Source organism: Jeotgalicoccus huakuii, from assembly GCF_036665975.1.
Classification (GTDB): domain Bacteria; phylum Bacillota; class Bacilli; order Staphylococcales; family Salinicoccaceae; genus Jeotgalicoccus; species Jeotgalicoccus marinus.
In genome coordinates, this window is the sequence record NZ_JAVIYN010000003.1 from 1 (window position 1) to 25,730 (window position 25,730).

The 25,730-nt window shown below is 36.8% G+C and carries 27 protein-coding genes and 1 riboswitch; of the genes, 3 read left to right on the forward strand and 24 right to left on the reverse strand.

The annotated features are described in order from the left end of the window. Nucleotides 1–304: 304 nt before the first annotated feature. On the forward strand, nucleotides 305–1,804 hold the full coding sequence (locus V6E76_RS01935) for a catalase (RefSeq protein WP_247348543.1): 1,500 nt from the start codon (nucleotides 305–307) through the stop codon (nucleotides 1,802–1,804). A 53-nt stretch (nucleotides 1,805–1,857) separates the two neighbouring features. On the opposite strand, the gene V6E76_RS01940 is transcribed toward V6E76_RS01935, so the two are convergent. From V6E76_RS01940 to V6E76_RS02010, 15 genes are all read right to left on the reverse strand, one after another. Continuing rightward, a complete protein-coding gene (locus V6E76_RS01940; RefSeq protein WP_166626920.1) occupies nucleotides 1,858–3,999 on the reverse strand; it encodes a Tex family protein in 2,142 nt (713 codons plus the stop codon). A 55-nt stretch (nucleotides 4,000–4,054) separates the two neighbouring features. Next, on the reverse strand, nucleotides 4,055–4,834 hold the full coding sequence (gene sigB / locus V6E76_RS01945) for an RNA polymerase sigma factor SigB (protein WP_026867238.1): 780 nt from the start codon (nucleotides 4,832–4,834) through the stop codon (nucleotides 4,055–4,057). Further along, complete coding sequence (gene rsbW, locus V6E76_RS01950; RefSeq protein WP_026867239.1) at nucleotides 4,812–5,285, reverse strand: anti-sigma B factor RsbW; 474 nt, start codon at nucleotides 5,283–5,285, stop codon at nucleotides 4,812–4,814. Before rsbW ends, sigB begins: the two co-directional genes overlap by 23 nt. Then, nucleotides 5,285–5,614, reverse strand: coding sequence for an STAS domain-containing protein (locus V6E76_RS01955; protein ID WP_166626921.1), 330 nt, complete (start codon nucleotides 5,612–5,614; stop codon nucleotides 5,285–5,287). Before V6E76_RS01955 ends, rsbW begins: the two co-directional genes overlap by 1 nt. A gap of 82 nt (nucleotides 5,615–5,696) precedes the next feature. Beyond that, nucleotides 5,697–6,713, reverse strand: coding sequence for a PP2C family protein-serine/threonine phosphatase (locus V6E76_RS01960; protein ID WP_051220551.1), 1,017 nt, complete (start codon nucleotides 6,711–6,713; stop codon nucleotides 5,697–5,699). 44 nt (nucleotides 6,714–6,757) lie between these two features. After that, nucleotides 6,758–7,141 carry a type II toxin-antitoxin system PemK/MazF family toxin gene (locus V6E76_RS01965; protein ID WP_026867242.1) on the reverse strand — a complete coding sequence of 128 codons (384 nt, stop codon included), beginning with the start codon at nucleotides 7,139–7,141 and terminating at the stop codon, nucleotides 6,758–6,760. Continuing rightward, nucleotides 7,142–7,324 (reverse strand): hypothetical protein, encoded by a 183-nt coding sequence (locus V6E76_RS01970; protein WP_026867243.1) that lies wholly within the window; start codon nucleotides 7,322–7,324, stop codon nucleotides 7,142–7,144. It abuts the gene before it with no gap. Between the two features lie 89 nt (nucleotides 7,325–7,413). Beyond that, nucleotides 7,414–8,565 carry an alanine racemase gene (gene alr, locus V6E76_RS01975; protein ID WP_166626922.1) on the reverse strand — a complete coding sequence of 384 codons (1,152 nt, stop codon included), beginning with the start codon at nucleotides 8,563–8,565 and terminating at the stop codon, nucleotides 7,414–7,416. After that, entirely contained in the window at nucleotides 8,562–8,915 is a 354-nt protein-coding gene (gene acpS, locus V6E76_RS01980; protein WP_026867245.1) for a holo-ACP synthase, read from the reverse strand. The genes alr and acpS overlap by 4 nt, the downstream gene beginning before the upstream one ends. Continuing rightward, the gene (locus V6E76_RS01985) at nucleotides 8,912–9,400 is read right to left on the reverse strand and encodes a PH domain-containing protein (RefSeq protein ID WP_240921843.1); all 489 of its coding nucleotides are present in this window, start codon (nucleotides 9,398–9,400) and stop codon (nucleotides 8,912–8,914) included. The genes acpS and V6E76_RS01985 overlap by 4 nt, the downstream gene beginning before the upstream one ends. Further along, a complete protein-coding gene (locus tag V6E76_RS01990) occupies nucleotides 9,342–10,916 on the reverse strand; it encodes a PH domain-containing protein (RefSeq protein ID WP_247348548.1) in 1,575 nt (524 codons plus the stop codon). Before V6E76_RS01990 ends, V6E76_RS01985 begins: the two co-directional genes overlap by 59 nt. Next, nucleotides 10,909–11,364, reverse strand: a complete 456-nt coding sequence (locus tag V6E76_RS01995; protein WP_166626924.1) for a PH domain-containing protein — start codon at nucleotides 11,362–11,364, stop codon at nucleotides 10,909–10,911. Before V6E76_RS01995 ends, V6E76_RS01990 begins: the two co-directional genes overlap by 8 nt. 103 nt (nucleotides 11,365–11,467) lie before the next feature. Further along, nucleotides 11,468–12,964: a DEAD/DEAH box helicase gene (locus V6E76_RS02000; RefSeq protein ID WP_166626925.1), complete on the reverse strand. Its 1,497-nt coding sequence runs from the start codon at nucleotides 12,962–12,964 to the stop codon at nucleotides 11,468–11,470. Between the two features lie 70 nt (nucleotides 12,965–13,034). Then, complete coding sequence (locus V6E76_RS02005) at nucleotides 13,035–13,736, reverse strand: alpha/beta hydrolase (protein WP_371807500.1); 702 nt, start codon at nucleotides 13,734–13,736, stop codon at nucleotides 13,035–13,037. Next, entirely contained in the window at nucleotides 13,729–15,081 is a 1,353-nt protein-coding gene (locus tag V6E76_RS02010; RefSeq protein ID WP_166626926.1) for a UDP-N-acetylmuramoyl-tripeptide--D-alanyl-D-alanine ligase, read from the reverse strand. Before V6E76_RS02010 ends, V6E76_RS02005 begins: the two co-directional genes overlap by 8 nt. Nucleotides 15,082–15,173: 92 nt before the next feature. Here V6E76_RS02010 and V6E76_RS02015 point away from each other — a divergent pair, with 92 nt between their 5' ends. Further along, the gene (locus tag V6E76_RS02015; protein WP_026867251.1) at nucleotides 15,174–16,358 is read left to right on the forward strand and encodes an FtsW/RodA/SpoVE family cell cycle protein; all 1,185 of its coding nucleotides are present in this window, start codon (nucleotides 15,174–15,176) and stop codon (nucleotides 16,356–16,358) included. Between the two features lie 43 nt (nucleotides 16,359–16,401). On the opposite strand, the gene V6E76_RS02020 is transcribed toward V6E76_RS02015, so the two are convergent. Next, nucleotides 16,402–16,551, reverse strand: coding sequence for an Lmo0850 family protein (locus tag V6E76_RS02020; RefSeq protein WP_166626927.1), 150 nt, complete (start codon nucleotides 16,549–16,551; stop codon nucleotides 16,402–16,404). Nucleotides 16,552–16,683: 132 nt separating this feature from the next. Here V6E76_RS02020 and cls point away from each other — a divergent pair, with 132 nt between their 5' ends. Then, nucleotides 16,684–18,168 carry a cardiolipin synthase gene (gene cls, locus V6E76_RS02025; protein WP_247348554.1) on the forward strand — a complete coding sequence of 495 codons (1,485 nt, stop codon included), beginning with the start codon at nucleotides 16,684–16,686 and terminating at the stop codon, nucleotides 18,166–18,168. A 56-nt stretch (nucleotides 18,169–18,224) separates the two neighbouring features. On the opposite strand, the gene yidC is transcribed toward cls, so the two are convergent. The 8 genes from yidC to V6E76_RS02065 form a co-directional block, all read right to left on the reverse strand. After that, complete coding sequence (gene yidC / locus V6E76_RS02030; RefSeq protein ID WP_166626929.1) at nucleotides 18,225–19,088, reverse strand: membrane protein insertase YidC; 864 nt, start codon at nucleotides 19,086–19,088, stop codon at nucleotides 18,225–18,227. Nucleotides 19,089–19,186: 98 nt separating this feature from the next. Further along, on the reverse strand, nucleotides 19,187–19,801 hold the full coding sequence (thiE, locus tag V6E76_RS02035) for a thiamine phosphate synthase (protein WP_198687395.1): 615 nt from the start codon (nucleotides 19,799–19,801) through the stop codon (nucleotides 19,187–19,189). Beyond that, nucleotides 19,794–20,564 carry a hydroxyethylthiazole kinase gene (thiM, locus tag V6E76_RS02040; RefSeq protein WP_051220438.1) on the reverse strand — a complete coding sequence of 257 codons (771 nt, stop codon included), beginning with the start codon at nucleotides 20,562–20,564 and terminating at the stop codon, nucleotides 19,794–19,796. The genes thiE and thiM overlap by 8 nt, the downstream gene beginning before the upstream one ends. A gap of 2 nt (nucleotides 20,565–20,566) precedes the next feature. Further along, nucleotides 20,567–21,361 carry a bifunctional hydroxymethylpyrimidine kinase/phosphomethylpyrimidine kinase gene (gene thiD / locus V6E76_RS02045; protein WP_370545429.1) on the reverse strand — a complete coding sequence of 265 codons (795 nt, stop codon included), beginning with the start codon at nucleotides 21,359–21,361 and terminating at the stop codon, nucleotides 20,567–20,569. A gap of 66 nt (nucleotides 21,362–21,427) precedes the next feature. Then, nucleotides 21,428–21,526: riboswitch (TPP riboswitch) on the reverse strand. Nucleotides 21,527–21,563: 37 nt separating this feature from the next. Next, nucleotides 21,564–23,132, reverse strand: a complete 1,569-nt coding sequence (locus V6E76_RS02050) for an ABC transporter permease (RefSeq protein ID WP_026865989.1) — start codon at nucleotides 23,130–23,132, stop codon at nucleotides 21,564–21,566. Further along, nucleotides 23,129–24,004 carry an ABC transporter ATP-binding protein gene (locus V6E76_RS02055; protein ID WP_026865990.1) on the reverse strand — a complete coding sequence of 292 codons (876 nt, stop codon included), beginning with the start codon at nucleotides 24,002–24,004 and terminating at the stop codon, nucleotides 23,129–23,131. The genes V6E76_RS02050 and V6E76_RS02055 overlap by 4 nt, the downstream gene beginning before the upstream one ends. An 81-nt stretch (nucleotides 24,005–24,085) precedes the next feature. After that, nucleotides 24,086–24,892: a transglycosylase family protein gene (locus tag V6E76_RS02060; protein ID WP_198687392.1), complete on the reverse strand. Its 807-nt coding sequence runs from the start codon at nucleotides 24,890–24,892 to the stop codon at nucleotides 24,086–24,088. A gap of 284 nt (nucleotides 24,893–25,176) precedes the next feature. Then, entirely contained in the window at nucleotides 25,177–25,719 is a 543-nt protein-coding gene (locus tag V6E76_RS02065; RefSeq protein ID WP_051220439.1) for a single-stranded DNA-binding protein, read from the reverse strand. Nucleotides 25,720–25,730 lie beyond the last annotated feature (11 nt).

Below are 25,730 nucleotides of genomic sequence, written 5' to 3' on the forward strand. Positions count from 1 at the left end.
AATTTATTAAAATAACAACGTTTACTAATATACAGACATTCTTATATTAAGTCAATACATTCTTTACAATTTATTTTATCTTTTATATTTTTATCGATTCTCTTCTATATAATGTAACTTTTTAGCATCACTTAATTCTCATTTAGTCTGCCTAACAGTATGTTCATTAAGAATTAGCACTACGTTTTCCTTATGTAAAATACTTGTAAAGATATCCATTTACTTCGGTTTAGAAGCTTGCTTTTGACACTTATACTTGATATAGTTTATTTATAATAATTCTAATTAATGGAGGCAGTTATTGATGACTAATAAAGATAATAGACTTACTACTCTTTTTGGCAACCCCGTTGGTGATCGTGAAAATACAATGACAGCTGGACCTCGTGGTCCCCTTGTAATGCAAGATCCTTACTTCTTAGATATGATGGCTCACTTTGACCGTGAAGTTATCCCTGAACGTCGTATGCACGCTAAAGGTTCAGGTGCATTCGGTACATTTAAAGTTACTCATGACATTACACAGTACACGAAAGCTAAAATCTTTAGTGAAGTTGGGAAAGAAACAGAGATGTTTGCTCGCTTCTCTACAGTAGCTGGTGAACGTGGTGCTGCAGATGCTGAACGTGACATCCGTGGTTTCGCACTTAAATTCTACACTGAAGATGGTAACTGGGATTTAGTTGGTAACAACACACCAGTATTTTTCTTCCGTGACCCTAAACTTTTCCCAAGTTTAAACCACGTTGTAAAACGTGACCCTAAAACAAACATGAAAAATGCTGAAAGTAACTGGGACTTCTGGACTAACCTTCCTGAAGCATTACACCAAGTTACTATAGTAATGTCAGACCGTGGTATTCCTAAAGGTTTCAGAAACATGCACGGTTTCGGTTCACACACTTATAGCATGATTAATGAAGATAATGAACGCGTATGGGTTAAATTCCACTTCAGAACTCAACAAGGTATTGAAAACTATACTAATGAAGAAGCAGAAGCAGTTGTTGGTAAAGACCGCGAATCTTCACAAAGAGATTTATTCAATGCAATTGAAGAAGGAAACTTCCCTAAATGGAAAGTCTACATTCAAGTGATGACTGAAGAACAAGCTAAAACTCATCCAGATAACCCATTCGATTTAACTAAAGTATGGTATAAAGGTGATTATCCACTTATTCCAGTTGGCGAATTCGAGTTAAACAAAAACCCTGAAAACTACTTCGCTGAAGTAGAACAAGCAGCATTTGCACCAACAAATATTGTGCCTGGTATCGGATTCTCTCCAGATAAGATGCTACAAGGTCGTATCTTCTCATATGGAGACACCCAAAGATACCGTCTTGGTGTGAACCACCACCAAATTCCAGTGAACTCACCAAAAGGTGCATCGAATGTTTGCCCATTCTCTAGAGACGGTGCAATGCGTGTAGATGGTAACATGGGCTCTGGTGTTAACTACTATCCTAACAGTTACGGTGCGCATAACTCGGATCCTGACGCAAAACAGCCTGCATTAGATCTTGAAACTGCATCAATCTATGAGCACAATTTCCGTGATGACGATGATAACTACTTCGAACAGCCTGGTAAACTCTTCCGTTTACAGTCTGATGAAGAGAAACAACGTCTATTCAGAAATACTGCTGACGATATGGCTGAAACAACAACACGTACTAAACACCGTCATATCTATAACTGCTACCAAGCAGATCCGGATTACGGTAAAGGTGTTGCAGCTGCACTTGGTATCGACATCAATGATGTAGATCTTGAAAACCCTGATTACTTCCACAACATGTAAAAAAGTAAATATGAAAATGGCGGGAAATCTTTAAATAGATTTCCCGCCATTTTTTATACATCCTTCATTGTTAAAGCAATTCTATTTTTCTTTACATCTACATCCATTACTTTTACTTCTACAATATCTCCAGTATTTACTACGTCTAAAGGATGTTTGATATATCTATTAGCAATTTGAGAAATATGAACAAGTCCATCTTGTTTCACACCAATATCAACAAAAGCCCCAAAATCTGTTACATTTCTTACTGTCCCTGATAAAGTCATACCAGATTTTAAGTCTTCAATACTTAAAACATCAGATTTTAAGAGTGGAGTATCGTACTGATCACGTACGTCTCTAAGTGGTGCTTTCAAACTTTCGATAATATCTTCCAAGGTAGGTACACCTAAATCTAATGTTGTAGCAAGCTCTCTAACGTTGATTGATGACAGTTTTCCTCGGATTTTTTCTGTTCCTAAATCATCAATAGTTAAACCTAGAATTTTAATTAATTCATATGTTTTTTTATATTGCTCAGGGTGAATCTGAGTCATATCCAGCGGTTCTTTACCGTTGAATATTCTTAAGAACCCGACACATTGTTCATAGGTTTTATTACCTAAGCGCGCAACTTTCTTCAGCTCACTTCTCTTTTTGAAGCCACCATTTTCCTGACGATATAGGACAATATTTTTACTAATAGCCGGCGTGAGCCCTGCAACATGTTGTAAAAGCGTCACTGATGCTGTATTCAAATCGACACCTACTTGGTTAACAGCTGTTTCAACGACAAAATCTAAAGATTCCGTTAGGAATTTCTGATTAATATCATGTTGATATTGCCCAACACCAATTGATTTTGGATCAATTTTTACAAGTTCACTAAGCGGGTCATGAACACGTCTCGCAATCGACACCGCGCTACGTTCTTCTACGTTAAAGTCAGGAAACTCTACTCTCGCTATTTCTGAGGCTGAATACACACTCGCCCCTGCTTCGTTAACGATAATATAACTCAAATCTAAATTCTCTTCACTGATGAGTGAGCCGACAAATTCCTCTGACTCCCTTGATGCGGTCCCGTTACCAATAGCAATTAAAGACACATCATATTGTTTAATTAGATTAACTATCTTTTTCTTCGCTTCATCTTTTTTATTTACAGGCTTATGTGGGTAAACAACATCTTTAGCTAAAAAACTTCCTGTCTCATCAATGACTGCCAGCTTACAACCTGTTCTATAGGCAGGATCTAAACCGAGAATAATTCTTCCTTTTAGCGGTGGTTGTAATAAAAGACGTTTTAAGTTTTCTTCAAAGACGTCAACAGCGTGCTTTTCACTTTTTTCCTTTAAATCAGAACGGATCTCTCTCTCAAGTGAAGGTAGTAATAAACGCTTCAGACTATCTTCAATTGCGTCAGTTATTAGGTCAGCCGTCTTAGCACCATGTTTAATAACTTTTCCACTTAAGTACTCAATAAATTTCTCGTTGTCATGAGAAAACTTCACACTGAGTACCTTTAATGTTTCTCCCCGATTTAAGGCAAGAATACGGTGAGGTACAATATTTTTCACACGCTCCGTATAATCATAATACATCTCAAAGACACCTTCAGGATCGTCTGCATTTTTTCTCACAGTCGATACAAGACTCGAAGTTGCTTTAATACTTTTTAAAATATGCAAACGATAATAAGGATTATCAGATATCATTTCAGCAATGATATCTTTCGCGCCTTGAATTGCGTCATCTGCTGTAGTAACTTCTTCGTTAAGATAAGTTGCCCCAAGTGCTTGTATATCTTCAGTATCTCCTTTTAATATTTCTTTAGCCAGTGGTTCTAAGCCGAGACGTTTCGCTTCTGTTGCACGGGTTTTCTTCTTCTGTTTATAAGGACGATATAAGTCTTCCACACGACTTTGTTTGGTCTGTTTTAATACTTCTTCACGTAGCTCTTTTGTTAACATGCCTTGTTCGTCAATTAAACGTATGACTTCATCTTTACGCTTGTTTAAGTTTTCTAGGTATAAATATTCTGTTTCAATTTCTTTAATCGCAACTTCATCAAGTCCCCCTGTAGCTTCTTTACGGTAACGCGCAATAAAAGGGACGGTATTCTTGTCCGCCAGGAGTTCAAGTACTATTTCAATAGGTTGCTGATTGATATTCATCTTCTGGCTAATCTGTTTAATGAGTTCCTCTGTCATATACATAATCTCCTAATATAAAAAGCCCAATCTATACAGATGGGCTTTAGTAAATTTATTCTACTTCTTTGACTGCTTCTCTCAGCTTCTTAATTGCAGAACGTTGTAAACGTGAAACATGCATTTGACTTAAGCCTATGCGTTCTCCAGTTTCTTTTTGACTGAGCCCATCGATGAATGTAGAATGAATAATTTCCTGTTCTCTATCTGAGAGAATCGGTAAAACCTTCTCTAAAATCATACGTTTTTCAGCCAAGTCATAATTGTCATCTTGTTCACCCATTACATCGAGCAAGGTAACTGTTGAGCCATCCTTATCCGCTTCGATTGAATGATCGACACTTAATGCATTATAACTTTGACCCATTTCCATTGCTTCCAATATTTCTTCTTCAGTCACTTCCAATTTGTTTGCAAGCTCTAAAATTGTCGGTGAACGCTCCAGTTCATTTGTAAGTTGGTCTGTCGTATTTTTAATTTTGGGGCCGAGTTCTTTTATACGTCTTGGAACATGAACACTCCATGTCTTATCTCGTAGATACCTTTTAATCTCCCCGACTACGGTCGGTACTAGGAAGACTTCAAAACGACGGTCAAAAGACGTATCAAAACGTTTAATTGCCCCGAGTAGGCCAAGCATGCCGACCTGGACTAAATCCTCATGATGAGACTGCCCTCTTGAATATCGAAAAGCTAAAGATTCAACTAGTTTCGTATAGTTATCGACCAGTTTACTTTGAGCTAACTGATCTTCATTTTCCTGATAGCTTTTAATAAGCTGGTTAACCTCTTCAGGTGGCAGTCCGTAATTTTTATTTTGAGATTGCTTCTCCATTCGGTTGCACCTGACTTTCGCTAATATACTTCGTCATGCTAATTGTAACACCCGGTTCTTTTTTGAATGTCACCTTGTCCATGAGAGTTTCAATAAGGAAAAGCCCAAGCCCACCTTCTCTCAAATAGTTAATATTATCATCTTCATTATAAGGACCAAGCTCTGTTTTAATCTGTTCATAATCAAAGCTTTGCCCATTATCAGCAACGATAATTTCAACCTTATCATTAAATACAGCAAAGCCAACGGAGATATCTCCTGCTTCATCTGCACTATAAGCATGCTTAACAGCATTTGTTACTGCTTCTGATACGGCAATTTTAGAATCCTCAATGTCATCATAAGTTGCACCAGCTCTTGACAACACACCAGATAAGGTTAGACGGATTAAACCAACGTATTCAGGGTTCGACGGAAACTTCATTTCTATAAAATCATATTCGCGCGTCATTATTCTTCGACCTCCGAATTCTTGTTTACATACATCAAGTCACGTAAACCAGTAATTTCAAAGAGTTTCATGATTCTATCATTTACTCCAAGTACATGGAGCTCCTTGTTATGCTTATTTAAATCTTTTAAAGTTCCAACAAAAATACCTAGACCGGTAGAGTCCATGTAGTTTAATTCACTTAAGTCTACAATTAAATTGTGTTCTCCGGTAGCTGCGATCGGTTCAAAAACCTGCTTGAGTTCAGGCGCGGTATAAACATCTAACTCTCCTTTTACAGTCACTAGATATTCATCTTTATTTTCTGTCACATCAATACTAATGTTCATGATTATGTACGCACTCCATTCGATTCGTTTGTAAAAAGTATGGCTCCATATTTTTACCCTAAAACATAAAATTTGAAACTTACTAAGATTTTTTATTTTTTATAATAAACATCGTTAAATCATCTCTATAGCTTTGATGACGCATACGGGTTAAATTCTCATAGATGTACTGCACTATATCTTGAGGATGCTGATCTCTATATTCTCGAATCATATCTTTAATATCTTCCATATCGATAAATGAACCGTCATGCTTTCTTAACTCAGATACACCGTCGGTAAAGACAAATAACATATCATTCACTGCTAAGTCAGTAGATACTTCCTCGTATTCCGCCTCTTGCATAACACCAAGTACCAAGCCCTTACCATCTAACTCTTCAAAAACATCCTCTTCATGACGATAAATGAATGCAGGTTCATGACCTGCACTGGAGATACATAAATTAGCTTTTTTAAAGTCATAAAGACCGTAAAACATCGTAACGAACATATTTTTATTCACGTTTTTCTCAACTAAGCGGTTGAGACGTTGTAATGATTGTGAGGGTGGGTTCGATGAAGATGTTAAATCCATCCCAAATTTCAGCATGGACATAGCAATCGCTGCAGGAATCCCTTTACCGATGACATCCGCTACCGCGAACGTTAATTTACCATCAGCGTGTTCAATAATATTGTAGTAGTCTCCACTCACTTTTCTAGCAGGTACACTAATGGCACCGAGTTCTACGTTTTCCATAACAGGTATAGACGTTTTTAACATCGTCTCTTGTAAACTAGCAGCGACATCCATTTCTTGGTCATGGCGTTCCATCTTGTTTAGCATGGCCTTATAGTCCTTGTATGTAAAACCAAAACGAATCATCACTTCTTGTAGGACTTCTAGGGAATCTTTAATTAAGGTGTAACTATTAAGTTCCATCACATCAATTAGTTCAATATGTAAAGCAATCATTTCATCAGGTGATATATCCATATCAATCGCGCGCTCACTAAAGTCGTGCGCTTTATTATAAAGTACATCATCATCCTTTGACTCTAGATGTTCCCTTATCAATGTCTTATAATCTTCAACTAAGTCATCAATATATGTCACAACGATCACCTCCTATTTTAAAAAAGACTTTTGATAACAAAAGTCTAGTTTGCAGTCTTCTTATATTTTTTCTTTTTCTTCTTACTCTTCGGCTCAAGCGCTAAACTAATCTTTAGAGCCTCTGTAACTTCTAGCATTTTTTCATCATCTAAATATGTAAGTTTTTCTTGCAAACGGGTTTTATCCACCGTTCGAATTTGTTCGAGCAGTATTACTGAATCCATGTCAAGGTTGTACTTTTCCTTGGAAATTTCAACATGTGTAGGTATCTTGGCTTTGTTTATCTTACCAGTAATGGCGGCAACAATCACAGTTGGACTGTGAAGGTTACCTACATTATTTTGGATAATAACAACAGGGCGTTTGCCCCCTTGTTCAGAACCCTGCACAGGTGAAAGATCAGCTAAATACACTTCTCCTCTTTTCATCTATTCACCATCTTTTCTGTCATTGCATGCTGCGCCATTACGCTTAGACTCTCCTAAGCTGATCCGGTACGCTTCACTTTCGGCATTGAAGCTTTCCTGGGCAATCATCAAATTAAGCTCAGCCATTTCTATATATCCTATGACTAAGTCCTTTTCCAAATCGCTGTATCCTGATAAATTCATCAATACACTCAGCTCCAAAATACATTTATATCATACTTACTTCTCATCATAACATTTAGATGTTCTTAATGCCATGTTACGCTTGAATATCAATTGATGACTTCATTTAGAATAAATGTTTCAGTCTCATTTTTATACCTACGTGGTAATCGTTTACTAAAGGCACATAGTGACTCGTAAGTAATTGTATTGACATATTCACTATACTGTTCTAAGGACTGTTTCGAATCTGCCTTATCATCAACAATTGTTACGATCTGCCCTAACTCAGTACCATCGGGTACTTTAATCATTGTAGCATCCATACAAATTGTGCCGACGATTTGACATTCTCCCCCGTCTCCCAACTGTACTGTATAGCCCTGATGTTGGCGCATTAGTCCATCTGCATAACCGATTGGTAGTGTCGCAATGACCTCATCTTGATTTGCTGTATAAGTTCTTCCATAGCTTACACTATCTCCGGCTTTAAGCTGATGTAACCCACAAATTTCACTTGTGAGTCGAGCTGAAGGAATCAGCTTCACAGATGTATTGTTTTTAACATAATCACTTGGGTAATATCCATATAAAGAAATACCACTTCTTACAGCGGTTGTGAAGTCTTCTTCTAACAGTAGAGCTCCACCAGAATTACTCATATGAATATAGGTAGGCTGTTCGACAGCTTGAACAATACCTTTAAACTTCTCAAATTCTTCAAGTGTTTCAGGACCTTCAATATCGCTAGAGGTAAAGTGACTATATATACCTTCGTAAATAAAACTCTCAAAGTGATTAATGCGATTAATCATTGCTGAAATTTCATCAATATCATCAGTTCCGTAACGGTTCATGGCACTGTTAACTTTTATATGAATCCATACCGATTTATCGTACTTATCATCTACATTATCAATCGCAACATTAACCCAATTTAAATTTGGTGCAGTCACTGCAATTCGGTGCTGGATTGCCTTGTTAATCTGTTCAGGATTAATCGTACCTAACACGAGAATCTTCTCTTTGATACCGTGCATTCTTAGAGCAATTGCCTCATCAAGTGTGGCAACAGCAAAAAATGTTACTCCCGCATCTGCAAGAAAGTTAGCCACAACTTCAGCTCCGAGGCCATAACTTTCAGCTTTAACGACTGCAATAAACGTTTTGTCATGATTCTTTGCTTGAATCGCCTTATAATTTTTTTCTATGGCTCTTAAATCAACGTCGAGTACGGTATCTCTATAGTACCTATCACTCATCTATTTTCCTCCTCAATAATCACCGTCGCAACCGCATAATCTCTAGAATGAGAGATTGAAACATGGACGTTAGGGTCACCTTTAATCATCGGCTTACCTTGTTCATCATTTATACAACAGATATCATTAAAGCTAATTGCCTTACCAATACCTGTACCGAGCGCTTTGCTATAAGCTTCTTTAACAGCAAAACGACCCGCTAAGTAAGCAGTTTTTCTATCTAAATTATTGATTGTTTGATAGTGCGTAAATTCTAAATCACTTAGAATTCTTTTAGCTAATCGATCATCCTTATTGACCTTGTGAATTCTAGAAAGTTCAATTATATCTGTTCCAAGTCCACTTATCATAAAATATTACCTGCATTTTTTTGTTGACTATTTCGATTGATCAACGTTCGAATATCACTTCGGAGTTCGTCAGCCTTTTGATTTTCCAACTCAGGAATATATAATCTTTCAGCCGATGTTTGTAAGGAAATACCTTTTAAACTCATTTTTTTCATAATGGGACCGACCGTCGTATCGATGTTTTGCACCCTAAATAATGGTACTGAAACTTCTGATTTAAACCAAATACCGCTGTGTATACGTATTTCATCCTCTAACACTTGATAACGGAAGTATTTGTACTTTAATTTCGGCGTAATCCATGCACTAATCAATAGAACCAAGAGGCCGAGACCGACTGGTATTAAAAAGATCCACCAAGGTATAAAGTCGAAAAAGAACGTAGCAATACCTATTGCTAGAGCAATCACAAACCAAATTCCTGCATTAATCAGTGCTCGAATTCTCCATAGTTTGATTGCTTTCGGTGATATCCGCTTCATCATCAGTCCCCCTCTCTATATATTTCCATATTCTCTCGATATCATCTTTTTCGATAAATTTAATTTCCGCTGACGAACTTAGTACACCACCCGGTGTCGACACTTCAATATGCCCGAGGTCTGCTCGGTGCAGGAACGGGTTTCTACGATACGTTGTATCTATAATTTTATCATGCTTAATCGCAAAGTGACGACGCGTAAAGGCTGATGCCGTCATCATGTTAATTTCATCTCCATAAATGGTATAACCAACATTCTTAGCACTATAAATACCACTTATTACAAAGATAGCTAAGAGTACTACCGCACCAATATAGATATAGGTCATGAATGACTCATCGTGGAAGAAATAAGCGAGTACGCCCACCGCGATTAAGAAAAACAGAATCGTAAATTGGAAGTATCTTCTATAAGATCGAACCGGCACTACTCTTTTAGGCGTGGTCATATGATAGTTTGGGAATATGTCCCCTATTATCTCATATAATTCTTTCTTTTTAATGAATGGGAGTAATTGAACCTTACCATCAACCTCATCTGATTCTAAAGAATCACTTGTTATCGAAACAGACAGTGCATAATAACCAATTAATCGGCGTAATAAACTGTCAGAAATAACGACATTTTGTACTCGATTTATATTCACGCTCTTGTTCTTCTTAGATAATAACCCATATTCGATAGACAGATCATCACCCCAACGTTTCAAGGTGTAATCATAGTTTCGAACCATAATAATCGTCGTACCAATAATATAACCGATTACGACAAAGATCAGTGAGGCAAGAACGACTGCCAGCACAACACTTCTAATAATATCCTCGAAGTATTCAAAGTAATTCTCAATGACAATTTCGCCACCTACGATATTAATTAAACCGAAGAATATTGCAGCAAAGACACCTAGGCCTCCACTCGTCATTGCCATGAGTAATAATTCCTTAAAGGACATCTTTTTAATCGTTTCAAAGCTTTCAATACTTTTAGTTGCAGTTTCTCTTGGCCAAGGGCTCGCATCACCTATATTGATTTCTGTTTCATCAAGTGATGTCACTTCCTCTTTCTCTTCTTTTTCCTCATAGATTGCACTTTGTATTTCTCTTGCTTGAGATTTTTTTATGGTATCAATTTTAATGCCATCACCTGGTGTTAAAATATCAAGCTGAACGGCACCAAAAATCCTTTGGAAAAATGGCTCATTAAAATCAATAGACTGAATGCGTTTGATGTCTAAATCTTTCTCATTTCTTGTTATGACACCGTCTTTAAAAACAAATTTATTATCCTCAATCCAAAATCTAGTTCGGTATTTATTGATCACATCATAACCAGTTAATAAGATAAATACTAAAACTAGAATACCAATACCACTAAATAATAATTTTGGACTGACTGTACCTGAGAACAGCTCTTCTCTCATATTAAACAAAATAATCAGTGTCGGTATGAACATATTTCTAATTCCTTTAACGACACTGCCTAAATATGCAACAGGGTGTAATTTCTGAGGATTATACATCGCTAGACTCCCCCTTTACAAGATCAACTATATTTTGTTTTAAGGATCTCGCCTCTTCAATTTTGAGTGGTGGCATCATTATACCTGTACCAGCAGTCTTAATTTCAACGATACTTAAATTATATTTTCTAGATAAAGGACCACTGTTGAACGTCACACCTTGTGCGCGTTTAATTGGGATCATTTGTGTTTTCACTGTAAAAAATCCTTGACGGACAACGATTCTATCTTCATGTAACTGATAAGAAGTCACCCGTGAATATATGATTGGCCTTAATATTACAAAGCTTACTAGCCAAAGGACTATGATACCTAAAAATATATAGTACAACCAAGTTGGCCAATCTAGAAAATAGACACCTACTGATGCACCAATAAGCACTAGTAATACGATCATCCAAGTGAGTAAGGCTTTAATCATTAAGTAGGGTCTTACACGCTTGTCCATTTGTATCATCGCTAACACATCCAAAATTTATTTACTTCTATAATACAACAGTCACAAAATAGAAAAAAGAGCTAGGAAATTGAGATTCCTAGCTCTGACGTTTTTATCTTTCGTGATCTTTAAATACACGACCTTGTTTACTTGTACGTCCGCCTTGTCCTTGGCGTTTGTTGTTTTTGCTGCCACGTGATTTAAAGTTGTCTCTACCACGTCTTTGGTTACCACTTCTGTGGTTACCTTTACTATAATTTGGTTTGCCTCTGCGTCCTTGACCTTTGCGAGAAAGTGGTTTTTCAAATGACAATTGAATATTGTCATCTTCTTTAGAATACAGAAGCTCATTAACTAGTGCTGCAATAATTGCTTTAGGCTCATGTTGAGTCATAAGACCTTCAGCGATTTCTCCGGTATGTTGGTTATTATTTTCTTCTAACCATTTACCAATTTTTTCATAGACTTCTTGTTCCCGTGCTTTTTCCACTTCTTTTTTACTTGGTGGACGAAGGGCACGAATTGCTTTTTTCTTATCGTTTTCAATTTGACGTAAGAAATCCATCTCAATTGGGTTAACGAAAGTTAATGCCATACCTTCTTTACCTGCACGACCTGTACGACCGATACGGTGAGTATAAGATTCAGTATCTTGTGGAATATCAAAGTTGTACACATGTGATACTCCTGAAATATCTAAACCTCTTGCTGCAACATCAGTTGCAACTAAAATATCGAGAGAGTTGTTTTTAAACTTCTTCAATACTTCAAGGCGTTTGGATTGTGTAATGTCACCGTGCAAGCCTTCAGCTCTGTAACCTTTGGCAATTAATGCACTTGTTAATTCGTCAACACGGCGTTTTGTACGACCAAAAACAATCGCAAGTTCTGGTTGGTGAACATCTAAGAAAGATGTAAATACAGATAATTTCTCTAACTCTTTAACAATTGTATAAAACTCATCGATTAAAGGATCTGAGTTATTTTGATTCATCGTCTTCACAACTGTCGGATTCTTCATAAAACGTGTCACTAAGTCTTGGATTGCACGTGGCATCGTCGCAGAGAATAGAAGTGTCTGACGGCCTTCTTCAGGTACTTTACTCATGATGAATTTAACATCATCAATAAAGCCCATGTTCATCATTTCATCCGCTTCGTCTAAAACAAGTGTCTGTACATCTTCTAATTTTAGTGTGCGGCGATTAATATGATCAATCATACGTCCTGGCGTTCCGACGATGATCTCCGGTTTTCTCTTCAAATCTTTGATTTGACGTTCAATGCTCATACCACCAAAAATAACGGCAGTCGTTAATTTCTTTCTCTTAGCAAATGCCTTTAACTGATCGGCTACTTGTACAGCTAACTCTCTTGTCGGTGTTAGAACAATCACCTGAGTACCTGCACCTTTAGTTGTGTTTTCAACGATTGGGATACCGAAAGCACCAGTTTTACCAGTACCAGTCTGTGCTTGCCCAAGGATATCCTTTCTCTCTAATGCTAATGGAATACTTTCTTCCTGGATGGGAGTAGGTTCAGTGAACCCCATATCAGTAATGGCCTGTATTGTCTCATCACTGATTCCTAATTCTTTAAAAATCTTCAAACTTTAGTCTCCTTTGACTATTCATTTCTCGCATGTACAACTTCTCTATAGTAACACTTCACGCCTCAATTCACAAGCTCTTTTCTTGACTACCCTTAAAGCAAAAACGCTCGACTAAAATATTGGCCTCCAGCAGCTTCTCTTCTGTAAACATCAATAGGTGCGGCCCATGCTCAAGTAAAAACAATTGCGAGTTAGGCATTTGTTCATGCGCTTTTACACTTGCTTGATAAGGCACTAATAAATCAATCTTGCCGTGTATGAATATAACAGGACATGTCACTTTTCTTAAATCACCAGTTTTTGCTTCCACTATTTTGACGAATTCATTCATCGCTCGAAGTGGGATATTTTTTAATCGTGGACTCACTCTTCTAATCATATTATATCTCAAATGATCCTTCACAACACTTGATGAGAGGTTTAAACGATGCAACTTTGAAATTTTAGTGTGATCGAAGGCCGGTGCGATTAAAATTAATTTATCAACATGGTAATTTTGCGCGAGGTAAGATGCAAAGACGCCACCCATAGAGTAGCCAATGATGTATATTTCATCCACTCTCTTAGTTAGATTAAAATACGCCTTTTCTGCTTCTTGATACCAATCATCACCAGCTAGGCCCACTAAGCTTAAAGTGTAGCCATGACCTGGGTACACAGGAAATTCATAATCAAAATCATATCGCTTTTTTAAATATTTAAATGTTGGCTCTAATTCAAAACGCCCACCTGTATAGCCATGTAGAAATAAGATGCCGACTTTAGCGATCTTGTATCACCCTTTCTAAGGCCATTCCCCTAGAACCTTTTAGTAAGATTGCTGTATCTTTATTTAGATGTTCTGTCACCTGATCTCTCAAGTCCTCAATTGTCCAGATATGCATTTTGTTTTTAGTCTCTAAAATATTATGAATGTACTCTGTATGCTCACCGAATGTATATATATAGGTGAAGTCTGTTGGCAATTCATTGATGAAGTGCCCAACTGCCTCATGAAGTTCCTTAGAATAACTACCGAGTTCTAGAATGTCACCGAGCACTAGAATTTTGTTGGTGTAGTCGAGTTGACTCATTGTATCAATTGCACTGATCATACTAGCCTTAGATGCATTGTATGCATCATTAATAATTAGAGCACCACTCTTGTCCTCAATACGTTCCATTCTCATTGTTGTCACTTTTAAGTTTTCCAGATTTGCTTTACTTTCAGCTAAGCTAACACCTAAACTTTCAGCAACTAAAATAGCGAGTGATGCATTCAGTGCGTTATGGGCACCAAGTTGAGGAATCGAAACCACTTCGCCTTTAAATGTAAATTGCGTACCTTCACCATTTGCGCTGATATCCGTAATCAACGCTTCATTTTCTTCATTTAAACCAGCTGTTTTTAATGTATATGGTACATCTTTTTTAACGATGTTTTCTAAGAGTGGATAATCTTTAGAATAAATGAATGTACCCTCATCTTTTAATTCATCAACTATTTCGTATTTTGCCTTAGCAATATTTTCTCTAGAACCTAACATTTCTATATGGGATTCACCGACACTAGTAATCACTGCAATATCTGGTTTTGCAAGCTGACTTAAAAAACTAATATCTTTTAGTCGGTCCATCCCCATCTCTAAAATTGAAACCTCAGTATCCGCTTCAAGCTGTAAGATCGTTAATGGCATACCAATTTCATTATTAAAATTACCGATTGTTTTTTGCACCTTGTACCGTTTATTTAAGACACATTCAATCATGTCCTTGGTCGTCGTCTTACCATTTGACCCTGTCACAGCAACAACCTTCGGTGCAATTTCATTCAAATATACCTGGCTAATCTTCTGAAGGGCTTTTAATCCATCCTCAACAAGTATAGTAGGATAACTCGACTCCATATCGTCTTGTTCACTTAAGGTTAGCGCTGCACCCTTGTCAAAAGCCATATCTATAAAACGATGACCATCGACATTTTCACCTTTGAACGGAATGAATAAGTTATTTGTTTCAATTGTGCGTGTATCGATGGAGACACCCTCGATATAATTATCTTTTAAAGTTTCAGCCTTCTTATTTAATGTACCGCCACAGGCCAAAGCGATTTGCTCAAACGTTCTTTTTATCATTTTCTTCATCCTAATTTTTCTTATTTACTGATATAATTATAAAATAGTTGTATACTAAATGTCATGATTTCTATATGAATTAGGTGACTTACGTGAGTAATAATAAATATCAACGACAAAATATAAATATATTCGCACGCGTCGACTGGATTTTAATCATTTTAATCTTGTTATTAGCAACTGTCAGTGTGATTGCCATCCATTCTGCGATGACGAGTGGTCAGTACGGTACAGATTTTGGTACGCGTCAAATCATGTTCTACGCACTCGGTTTTGTTATAGCACTCGGCTTAATGTGTATCCCCTTTAAATTAATAAAGTCCTATACTTGGATCTTATATACAGTAGGCGTCCTGAGTTTACTCATCCTATATATTGCGCCAGTCTCATCAATTACACCGATTATTAACGGGGCTAAGAGTTGGTATCAGTTCGGGTTCTTCAGCATCCAACCTTCAGAGTTCGTTAAAATCATTTATATTTTAACGATGGCTTACGTGATTAGTCAGCACAATAAATACAAGCTCACCGACACACTGGCCATGGATTTAAGATTGTTGCTCAAATTAATTTTAGTTTCAGTGTTGCCGATGATCTTAATTCTTCTACAAAACGACATGGGTACTGTACTCGTGATGATTGCAATTTTCCTCGGCTTAGTCATTGTATCCGGTATTAGTTGGTGGCTCATCATTCCAACTTTTACTGTTGCTGCAACGACTGGAATTGCATTAATCTTAGGCATACTTTACCGTCCAGATATTCTTGAGAAATACTTAGGTATTCACCCCTATCAATTCGAGCGTATCTATTCTTGGTTAACGCCTGAGGCCTTCCAATCAGACAGTGGCTTCCAATTGACCAATTCACTGATTGCAATTGGTTCAGGTGGAATTACTGGTAAAGGTTATACAGATGGTATTATATATATTCCAGAAAATCACACAGACTTTATCTTTACGATTATCGGCGAGGAGTTCGGATTCATAGGATCAACTATTGTAATTCTGATTTTATTTATGTTGATTATGCATTTGATTCGTATGGCTTTTCAAGCGACTGATAGCTTTGCATCTTATTTTATAATCGGCTATATTGCACTCTTGGTCTTCCACATCTTCCAGAACATCGGTATGACGATTCAGCTTGTACCAATTACAGGATTACCTTTACCGTTTATAAGTTATGGTGGTAGTGGACTTTGGTCGAACATGGTCGCAGTTGGTGTACTCTTAAGTATGTACTTCCATCACCTATCCGGTCCAAAATTAAAATAAAAAAACTGCTGTGGAGGCGTTATGCATCTACAGCAGTTTTCTTTTAAATATTATTTTCTTTCAGTCTAAGTTGTTCCTTGTTAGCAATACGGTTCATAATTTCAAAACGAGATTTCGAAGATGAGACCTTCACACCGAGTTCATGCAGCATCTGGACGACTTCCTTAACTTTACTTGTGTCGTTTTTGCGCATATGGACACTCCCTTTTTATAGCTAACTTTATTGTACTTCTTTATAATATAATTATCTATACTTTTCAGAGAGAAAATATTACAGACTTATTACAAAACTATTTTATATTATTTTTTAGAAAGGGATTCAAGCATGTATATTCCGTTTACAGACATTTATATAACGGACCAAGTGGTGTTTACAGTTATTACTGCTATTATATTTTTTGTAAACTTCTTACTCGCCATTGGTCTAATATTTTTAGAACGACGTAGTGCACAAAGTGTTTGGGCTTGGATGCTCGTCCTGTTCTTCCTACCGATTGTCGGTTTCTTATTATATATACTTTTTGGTAGAACGATTTATCGACAACAAATATTTAAAATAGATGAAAAAGATAAGGTTGGTCTCGAACACTTAGTCAGTGAACAACTAGAGGAAATCAGAGAGAATCACCTATCCTTTTCTAATAGCACCGCAGAGAAGCATAAAAAACAAATACATATGCTCCTTTATAACAACCAGTCCTTTGTCACAAGTAACAATGATGTGACAACCTATACCAACATGAATGACAAATTTGACCAAATGATCAGAGATATAGATGATGCAGAAGATCACATTCATTTCCAATATTACATCTTCAAACTCGATGGTATTGGGAACCGTTTGTATAAAGCACTTTTAAAGAAACAAAAAGAAGGCGTCTCTGTGAGAATACTATACGATGATATAGGCTCACGGTCTTTATCTTTAAGAAATTTCTCTGATATAAGAGAGCAAGGCGGTTTAGTTGAGGCTTTCTTCCCTAGCAAACTACCACTCATCAACCCACGTATCAACAACAGAAACCATAGGAAAATTGTGGTTATCGATGGACGTATCGGTTATATCGGCGGGTCAAACGTCAGTGATGAGTACATCGGGCTGAGTCCTAAAATGGGTGCTTGGCGTGACACACACTTACGTATCGAAGGTAATGCCGTGAAATCTTTACAGATTCGTTTCATGTTAGACTGGAACTCTCATGATACACGTTATAATATGCACAATACTGAGCGATTCTTTCCTGAGCTACCATCTGTTGGTGACACGACGATGCAAATTGCTTCAAGTGGGCCAGATGAGAACTATCAACAAATTAAATATGGTTACTTAAAAATGATTTATAACGCGAAAGATACGATATATATTCAATCTCCATATTTCATTCCAGATCAGTCAATAATGGAAGCTTTAAGAATTGCCATTCTAGCAGGGATCAAAGTATACATCATGATTCCAAGCTTCCCAGACCATCCCTTTGTTTACTGGGCAACTTATTCAAATGTTGGTGCTTTGATGCGTATGGGGGCAAATATCTACATGTATCAACCAGGATTCTTACATCAAAAAGTATTTATTATTGATGATGAAGTTGTATCTGTGGGTACGACTAATGTTGACAACAGAAGCTTTATCTTAAACTTTGAAGTCAATGCATTTATGTATGATAAGGAAGAAGCTAAAAAGCATCGTCTCATATTCGAAAATGATATTCAGTATTGTGAAATATTAACTGAAGAAAAGTATGATGATAGAGGTTTATGGATTAAGTTAAAAGAAGGCTTAGCCAATCTCATATCACCAATCCTATAACACTAAAAGCCGATGTATGAATTATAATTCATACATCGGCTTTCTTATTTTAACAATTATTTTTTACGTTTTTTCTTAGGTTTAACTCTTGAGTTTTTCAAGCGTTTTTCCTTTTCAGCTTTTTCTTTCTCATGTGCTTCAATAATTGGTGCCATTTCTTCATGTACTTTCTTACGATAGAAAGTATTACCTGCCCAAGTTTGGAAGATTAGGAATAGACCACCAACTGCCCAATATAATGGTAAGGCTGAAGGAGAAATTGCTGAAATCCAGATAATCATCAACGGTGAAATAAACATAAATAGTCTCATTTGTTGACGTTGTTCTTCTGGTACAAATCTCATTGAAATCCATGCTTGAACTGCATATACAATACCTGCAATTGCAACCATGAAGTAGTCTGTTTGCGTTAAGTCCATCCATAGGAACTCTGGGTGTGCTTCAATCCCACCTTCTGAAGGGAATCTAAGTGCAAAGTATAAGGCCATAACGATTGGCATTTGAATTAATATCGGTAGACAACCCATATTTAAGGGGTTGATATCATGTTTTTTGTACAATGCCATCATTTCTTGCTGTGCAGCCATCTTCTCCTCTTGAGTCGTAGCGACCTTAACTCGTTGTTGAATTTCTTCCATCTCAGGTTTGACGATCTTCATTTTTTCTCTCATCATCATCTGATTCTTGTATGTACGCATCATGAACGGGAAGATTGCTAGACGAACAATCAATGTAATAATAATGATTGCTAAACCATAATTGTAATCTAAGTTATCTCCTAGCCAATGTAATAATGTATCCATTGGGCTAACTAATGTGTTATAGAAGAAGCCGTCTCTATTCTCTTCTTGAGAATAATCACATCCTGCAAGGAATAAGACTAAAATCATAGAAGCAGGAAATAGCCATTTTTTAATCATTTCTTCACCTCAAATAATATCTCGCATAAAAAAGATTGTACCATATATTGAAGTGTATAAAAACCAATTTCAATGTAAATGGTTAATTTTTCACAAGGTTAGGAGAGAAATTGTGTCACTGTTTGGTCAATATTAGCTGACTGAGTAATTGCAGAGATCACAGAAATCCCATCTGCACCATTCAACAAACAAGACTTAAAATTATCTACAGTAATGCCACCGATAGCCACTATCGGCAAGGTTGTCTTTTTTGAAATTTCCTTTAACCCAGATAAACCGATGGCTTGACCAGCATCATCTTTAGAACTGGTCGGGTAAACAGGCCCACATCCCAAGTAATCAACACGACTCAAATCGCTCTGTTTTAGTTCTTCTAAATTACCGACAGATAAGCCGATGATTTTATTATTTAAGAATGCTGGTAAATCTTTAGGATTGATATCAGCTTGCCCGACATGCACACCGTCAGCGTCTACAATTCTCTGAAGCTCTACATCATCATTAATTATAAAAGTGACCTTATATTTTTGACACAGGTCTTTTACCTCCATCGCAAATTGAATTAAATCTTCGCCACTTTTAATATTTTCTCCCTTTTCTCTCAACTGAAAACACGTCACTCCTGCCTTAAAGGCAGTTTCTAAATCTTTTAAAGGGTTTTTAAAGCTCGAAGATGAAGCGATGAGATATAACCTTAATACCGATCTATTCATGCACAGTCACCTTAGATTTTTGGTAGTCCGCTTCAGAGAATTTATACATTTCATCAATCAATTGAACTTGAAACATGCCTGGTCCTGACGTACTTAAAGCAGCTTGTTCTGCAGCAATGTTATATAAGCTCACTGCTTTAACAATAGCATCTTGGGTTCGGTCGACTGCTAAAAATGATGCACAAATTGCACCTAAAACACAGCCTGATCCTGTAATTTTCTCTTGGAATTCATGACCATTGTTCATAGAAATAATCGTTTCACCATTGGTATATGCATCGGTCTCACCGGTTACCAAAATTGGCACCTTTAATTTATCATAGGCAACTTTAACGATTTCTTCTGCTTTACCTTCTGCAATAGAGTCCACGCCTTTAGACTCAACATCTAAACCTGCTAAGGCCATAATTTCTCCTGTATTTCCCTTAATTAAATCGACCTTATGGTTTTCTAATATATGGTTGATGACGTTTCTTCTAAAAGTGGAAGCACCATATCCAACAGGATCTATAATCAGAGGTACTTGACTCTGATTCGCTTCTCTTGCCGCTGTTTCATAGAGTTCGATTTTATCTTCACTACAAGTTCCTATGTTGATGAGTACAGCGCCACTATGCTTAATTATGTCAGCCATCTCCTTCTTCTCGCCACTCATAATTGGTGATGCACCGAGTGCAAGTAGGCTATTTGCAGTGAATGGTTTTACTACATCATTGGTAATACATAGAACGAGTGGATTAATGCGTCTTAAGAGTTCAATCATTGTTATTCTCCTTTATATGAAAAATGATTTACCGGCCCACTACCTTGCCCGATACCAGGTGCATGTTTAATAGCATCTGTTATATACGCCTTCGCTGTTTTAAACGCATCTTCCTTAGTATTACCCTTAGCGAGCTCTGCAGTAAGTACCGCTGAAAATGTACATCCTGTACCATGTGTTTGATCTGTGTCGATTCTTTCACTAGATAGTGTCGTAATACGCTCCCCATCATACATATAGTCTGTCGCATCGCCGTCTAAGTGACCACCTTTAATAATGACACTTTTGGCCCCCATTTCATCAACGATGAATTTTAAAGCATGTTCTATATCTGATGTGTTTTCTATCTTCTGTCCTGTAATTGCCTCTGCCTCATGTAGATTTGGTGTCACAATATCAGCGAGCGGAATGAGTGTATTGATGAGCGTATCCATCGATGCTGCGGTCATCAAACGGTCCCCACTTGTTGCAATCATCACAGGATCCATGACATAAGGAATATCATATTCTCTTATGTATTTTGCAATTAAGGTCATCATATCCGCTTCAGCAATCATGCCCGTTTTCATTGCTTTTGGCACTTGATCATCAAAAACACTCTTAAGTTCCTTTTCGATAAAATCTATCGGTACGTTATAGACATCCTGAACGCCTAATGTATTTTGTGCAACAAGTGAGGTGATAACAGCCATGCCGTATACATCTCTTGATGAGAATGCCTTGATATCAGCAGGGACACCTGCCCCACCTGTTGGATCAGTTCCAGCTATTGTTAACGCAGTTGGTAAAGTCATTATTAGATTCCTCCTAAAAAATAAGCCCACTTCCTGAAAAGAAGTGGGCTTATCAAAACGAATGCTGTATTCATTTTATTCGCACTTCCCTCCGCCAGCATAACCTGGATCAGGTAAAAAGGGACAAGTTTTCACTATCTCAGCCAATTGGCGCCCCTAGTGGTAAATGTTATTTAAATGTATTGTATCACATTGTACTTTAGTGTCAAAGAAGATTCCGTTTCCTTATACATATTAAACCGATAAGCATCATCACAATACCTAGACTTGTAACAATTACAACTGCTAACTCATCTAAACCTTCTATAGGAACATCGCTCAAGTAATAAAATGGACTCAGTTTTAAGAAGTTTTCATTTAAGTCAATCAAACTTCCTAAATAATTAACCAAGAATATATATGCCAGATATATCCAGACAAATATATGAAGTCTAGCATATATACCAATGAGTAATGAAGAGACTCCTATAATAAATACCATTGCAGCACTGTAATTAATAAGTCCTTTAATGTAATCGACTTCTGTGAGCTCTAGTCCTGTCACATTAATACTAGCTAAATACATTCCAACTAAGGTCAGTAAATAACTCAAAATACCCACTAAGTTCGCGTAAAACCAGTGTATTAAATATGCCGTTGTAAGTGAAATTCTATTATTTAACGTCGCCGCGTTCATCATCTCTAAACGTCCTGATTTTTCTTCTATTAAAAATCTACCATTCACCATTAAGGCAGGTACCGTCGCAATTAGTGCAGAGATTATAAATAGTAAATTTATAAAAAACATGGTGCCATCTTGACCTTCAAATGCGGCTTTAAGCATATCATTTTGACCGATGACTTGATCAAGATCTCCAAAAATAGAACCGTAAGATAAACCAACTATAAAGAGACCCACTATCCATGACATCATCAAGACCTTACTATTGATGAAGGCTAATCTAAAGTAGCTTGAGATTTTTCTTTCCTTCGGTTTTTTATCGATATTAAAATAACCGCTTCCTAAATCACGCTTGTAAAACAATACGTAACTTAAGGCCACTAATAGAATGACGATTGAGAATGGCATGAGCCATAGTCCAGATGATTCTATACCATAGGCTTCTATACGAGACAACCAGTGATAAGGAGAGATTACAGAAAATCTTGTATCCACCACATCCGTCATTGCTCTGTACAGGTATAAAGCAAGGAGAACGGTGAGTGTCAGACCAAATGTTAGATCTGCACTTTGGAATAATTGTCCGAAAGAAAGCGTCAGTACAAAGAATGAGAGTCCAAATAAGCTCAGACCTAGTGCGTAATATAAGTTTCCAGGTAAGCTTAATCCTTCAACATTGATAAGTTGTAATCCGACAACTAGGATAAAACAGACAAGTATATTGATTATGATACCTAACATGATTTGTGAACTGATGATCGTCGATTTCTTCGTACCTGTCGTTAGAATATATTCCGTTAAACCTTCTTCCTCTGCTTTTCTCCCAATTCCGTTTGCGATTAAAATATTAAACAGACCATGGAAGATTGCCATAATTAACAACATTTGGTGCGCAAACATTACCGGTGATGTGTAATCCCCCTCTGGAATCGGTCCAATTAAGGCCACCATTGCAGGGTTATCAACGGTCATTTTCATACCTAAGCGTTCTTCTTCAGTCCCATATAGTGTGTTAAATACACTGGGTATCGACAGTGAGATACCACATAAAATCAGAAGCCATAAGAAGACCTGAAAACGCACATTACGTCCGATCAATCTAAAATATGTCATTTTGCATCCTCGTAATATCTCATGAAGATATCCTCAAGTTTTGGTGGTGTTGTTTTTAATGATTTGAGATTATAGATCTTCAAATATCTTAAAAACTGAGGAATATCATTATTATCGATGAACATATGGTAACCATCACTGTCAGATGAAAAATCATGAATAAATTTTTGATGTTTTAACGCATCAATATTATCATCAGTTTCGATGATATATTCTACTCGAGTAATGTGCCTAAGATCATTCATAGTACCAGCTTCTATGATTTTACCGTCTCTGATTATAGCAATACGATCCGCAAGCTTTTCAACCTCTGAAAGAATATGGCTCGATAATAAGACGGTCTTGTTATTATTTTTTAAGTTGATGATTTCTTCATGAAACACTCGCTCCATTAATGGGTCAAGACCAGTAGTTGGTTCATCAAAGATAAATACATCTGCATCACTGAGAAAAGCACTAATTAATGCAACTTTTTGTTTATTTCCCTTGGAATACGTCTTACATTTTTTATGTATATCTAATCTAAAACGTTCAATTAATGCCGCTTTTCTGTCATCGTTATGATAGCCTTTAGCAGCCATCATGAAGTCGATGACCTCACCACCTGTTAAGTTTCCCCACAGATTGACATCCCCAGGAACGTATGCAATCTTTTCAATATAGTTTTTATTTTCCTTAATATTTTTATCATTGAAAAGAATATCACCTTTCGTTGGTTCCAAAGCACCAATAATCATACGAATTGTCGTCGATTTCCCCGCTCCATTCGGTCCGATAAAACCAAAAACTTCTCCAGGATATAGAGTGAACGATACGTCTTTGACTGCTTTAACCTTGCCAAAATGTTTAGATAAATTCACCAGTTCAAGCATACTGAACCCTCCTTAATCTATTGGCTTAATTTTACCACAAAAAAACATCGACACTATAGGAGTGCCGATGTTGATTTTATCTTATAGTCTTGAACCACATACAGGCCAAGGTGATGATCCTCTTTGATCATATAGCATTTGTGCTCTTTGTGTTTGTTCAGCAGCAGATGCTTGTGAAGCAACACCTGAACCACCTACTGACTGCCAAGTTTGAGCATCAAACTGGTATAGGCCGTGATATAGACCATTAGCACTTACGACACTCGCGTTTCCGCCAGATTCACAAGCTGCTAAAGCACCCCAGTTTAAGCCGCTATTTGTATTTGTACTTTGTGCTTGTTGTTGTGGCTGCTGTTGTTGTTGTACTTGTTGTTGAACTTCTTCTTCTTGAACCTCTTCAGCTGGCGCATTAGTTGTTGTTTCTTCAACTTCTTCCACCTCAGTTGCTGGTTCAGCAACTGGAGTTGCTGCATCTGGTGCTGCATCAGCGGAAACAACTAATTCTTTACCTACAAAAATAATATCTGATGATAGGTTGTTCCATTCTTTAAGTTCAGCTACAGAGACATCGAATTCTACAGCGATATCAAAAAGTGTGTCACCTGCTTCAATTACATATTTATCTTTTACTTCTTTATTGTCTTTGTCAGATGTTTCTTCTTTAGCTTCAGTTTTTATATCTCCATCAATTTCTAATACTTGACCAGGAACGATAATATCTGAAGTTAAGTTGTTATCTTTTTTAAGTGATTCAACTGTTACATTGTTCTCTTCTGCTAGTACCCATAATGAGTCACCTGATTCTACTGTGTGTGACGCCGCTTCTGCCGAATATGCAATAGTAGTTGAAACTGCTGCAACTGCTCCAAATGCTAAAACCTTTTTCATAAGAATATTTCCTCCATAATGTTTAATTCATTTTTACCAATACTGGCCGCTCTTTTTCATTAACGATATTTATTATAGGGAAAAAAGTCATTACATAGGTTACAGCAATTTAAAAATTTAATCGTTTCTTTACAATCATATTACAAAAAGTTCAGTTTAATACAATTAGATTTCATTAATCTGAATATTTTATATCATAAAAATAAGCATATCTATGAGCCGCAGCAGCTCATTAGATATGCTTTGTGAGTGAGATGAATTGGTGCATTATAAGTGGGGTATAATTAAGCGAGTACTTTCTCTTTGTCTTTACTTTCTTCTGTTTTAATTTCTGCTTCTTCAACTATGCTTTGAATCACTTCAATTTGCTTTTCTCTATCAGTATTTGCGGCTTGTTTTGACTCAGTTATAGTATGTACGTACTGTTCACCGAGTGCGTCTTGGATGTTGTAGTGATTGACTGCTTGTTCAATCAACCGAGATGGATTAGAAATATCTGTACGATTTTGAATCTTTTCAGGCACTTGTTTAACACTCTCTACCCAAATTTCCATGCGGTACTCTCTAGTACCATCATCACTTGTAGTTGTAGTGGTTGCTAACTGTCCACTGACACATAATATGTCACCTATATTTGTCATTTCTAATACTTTTGGTACACTCTTTCCAAAGGCTTTACAGTAAAGAAAATGTACTTCTTTTTCACGACGACTATCTTTCGGCACACGAACTGTAGCAATAATAAATGCATTGACACTACCTTGGGCATTTTTCGCAATGACGTTGTTGCTAATAAGTTCACCGACAAGCAATACTTTGTTCATCATCTTATTTCACC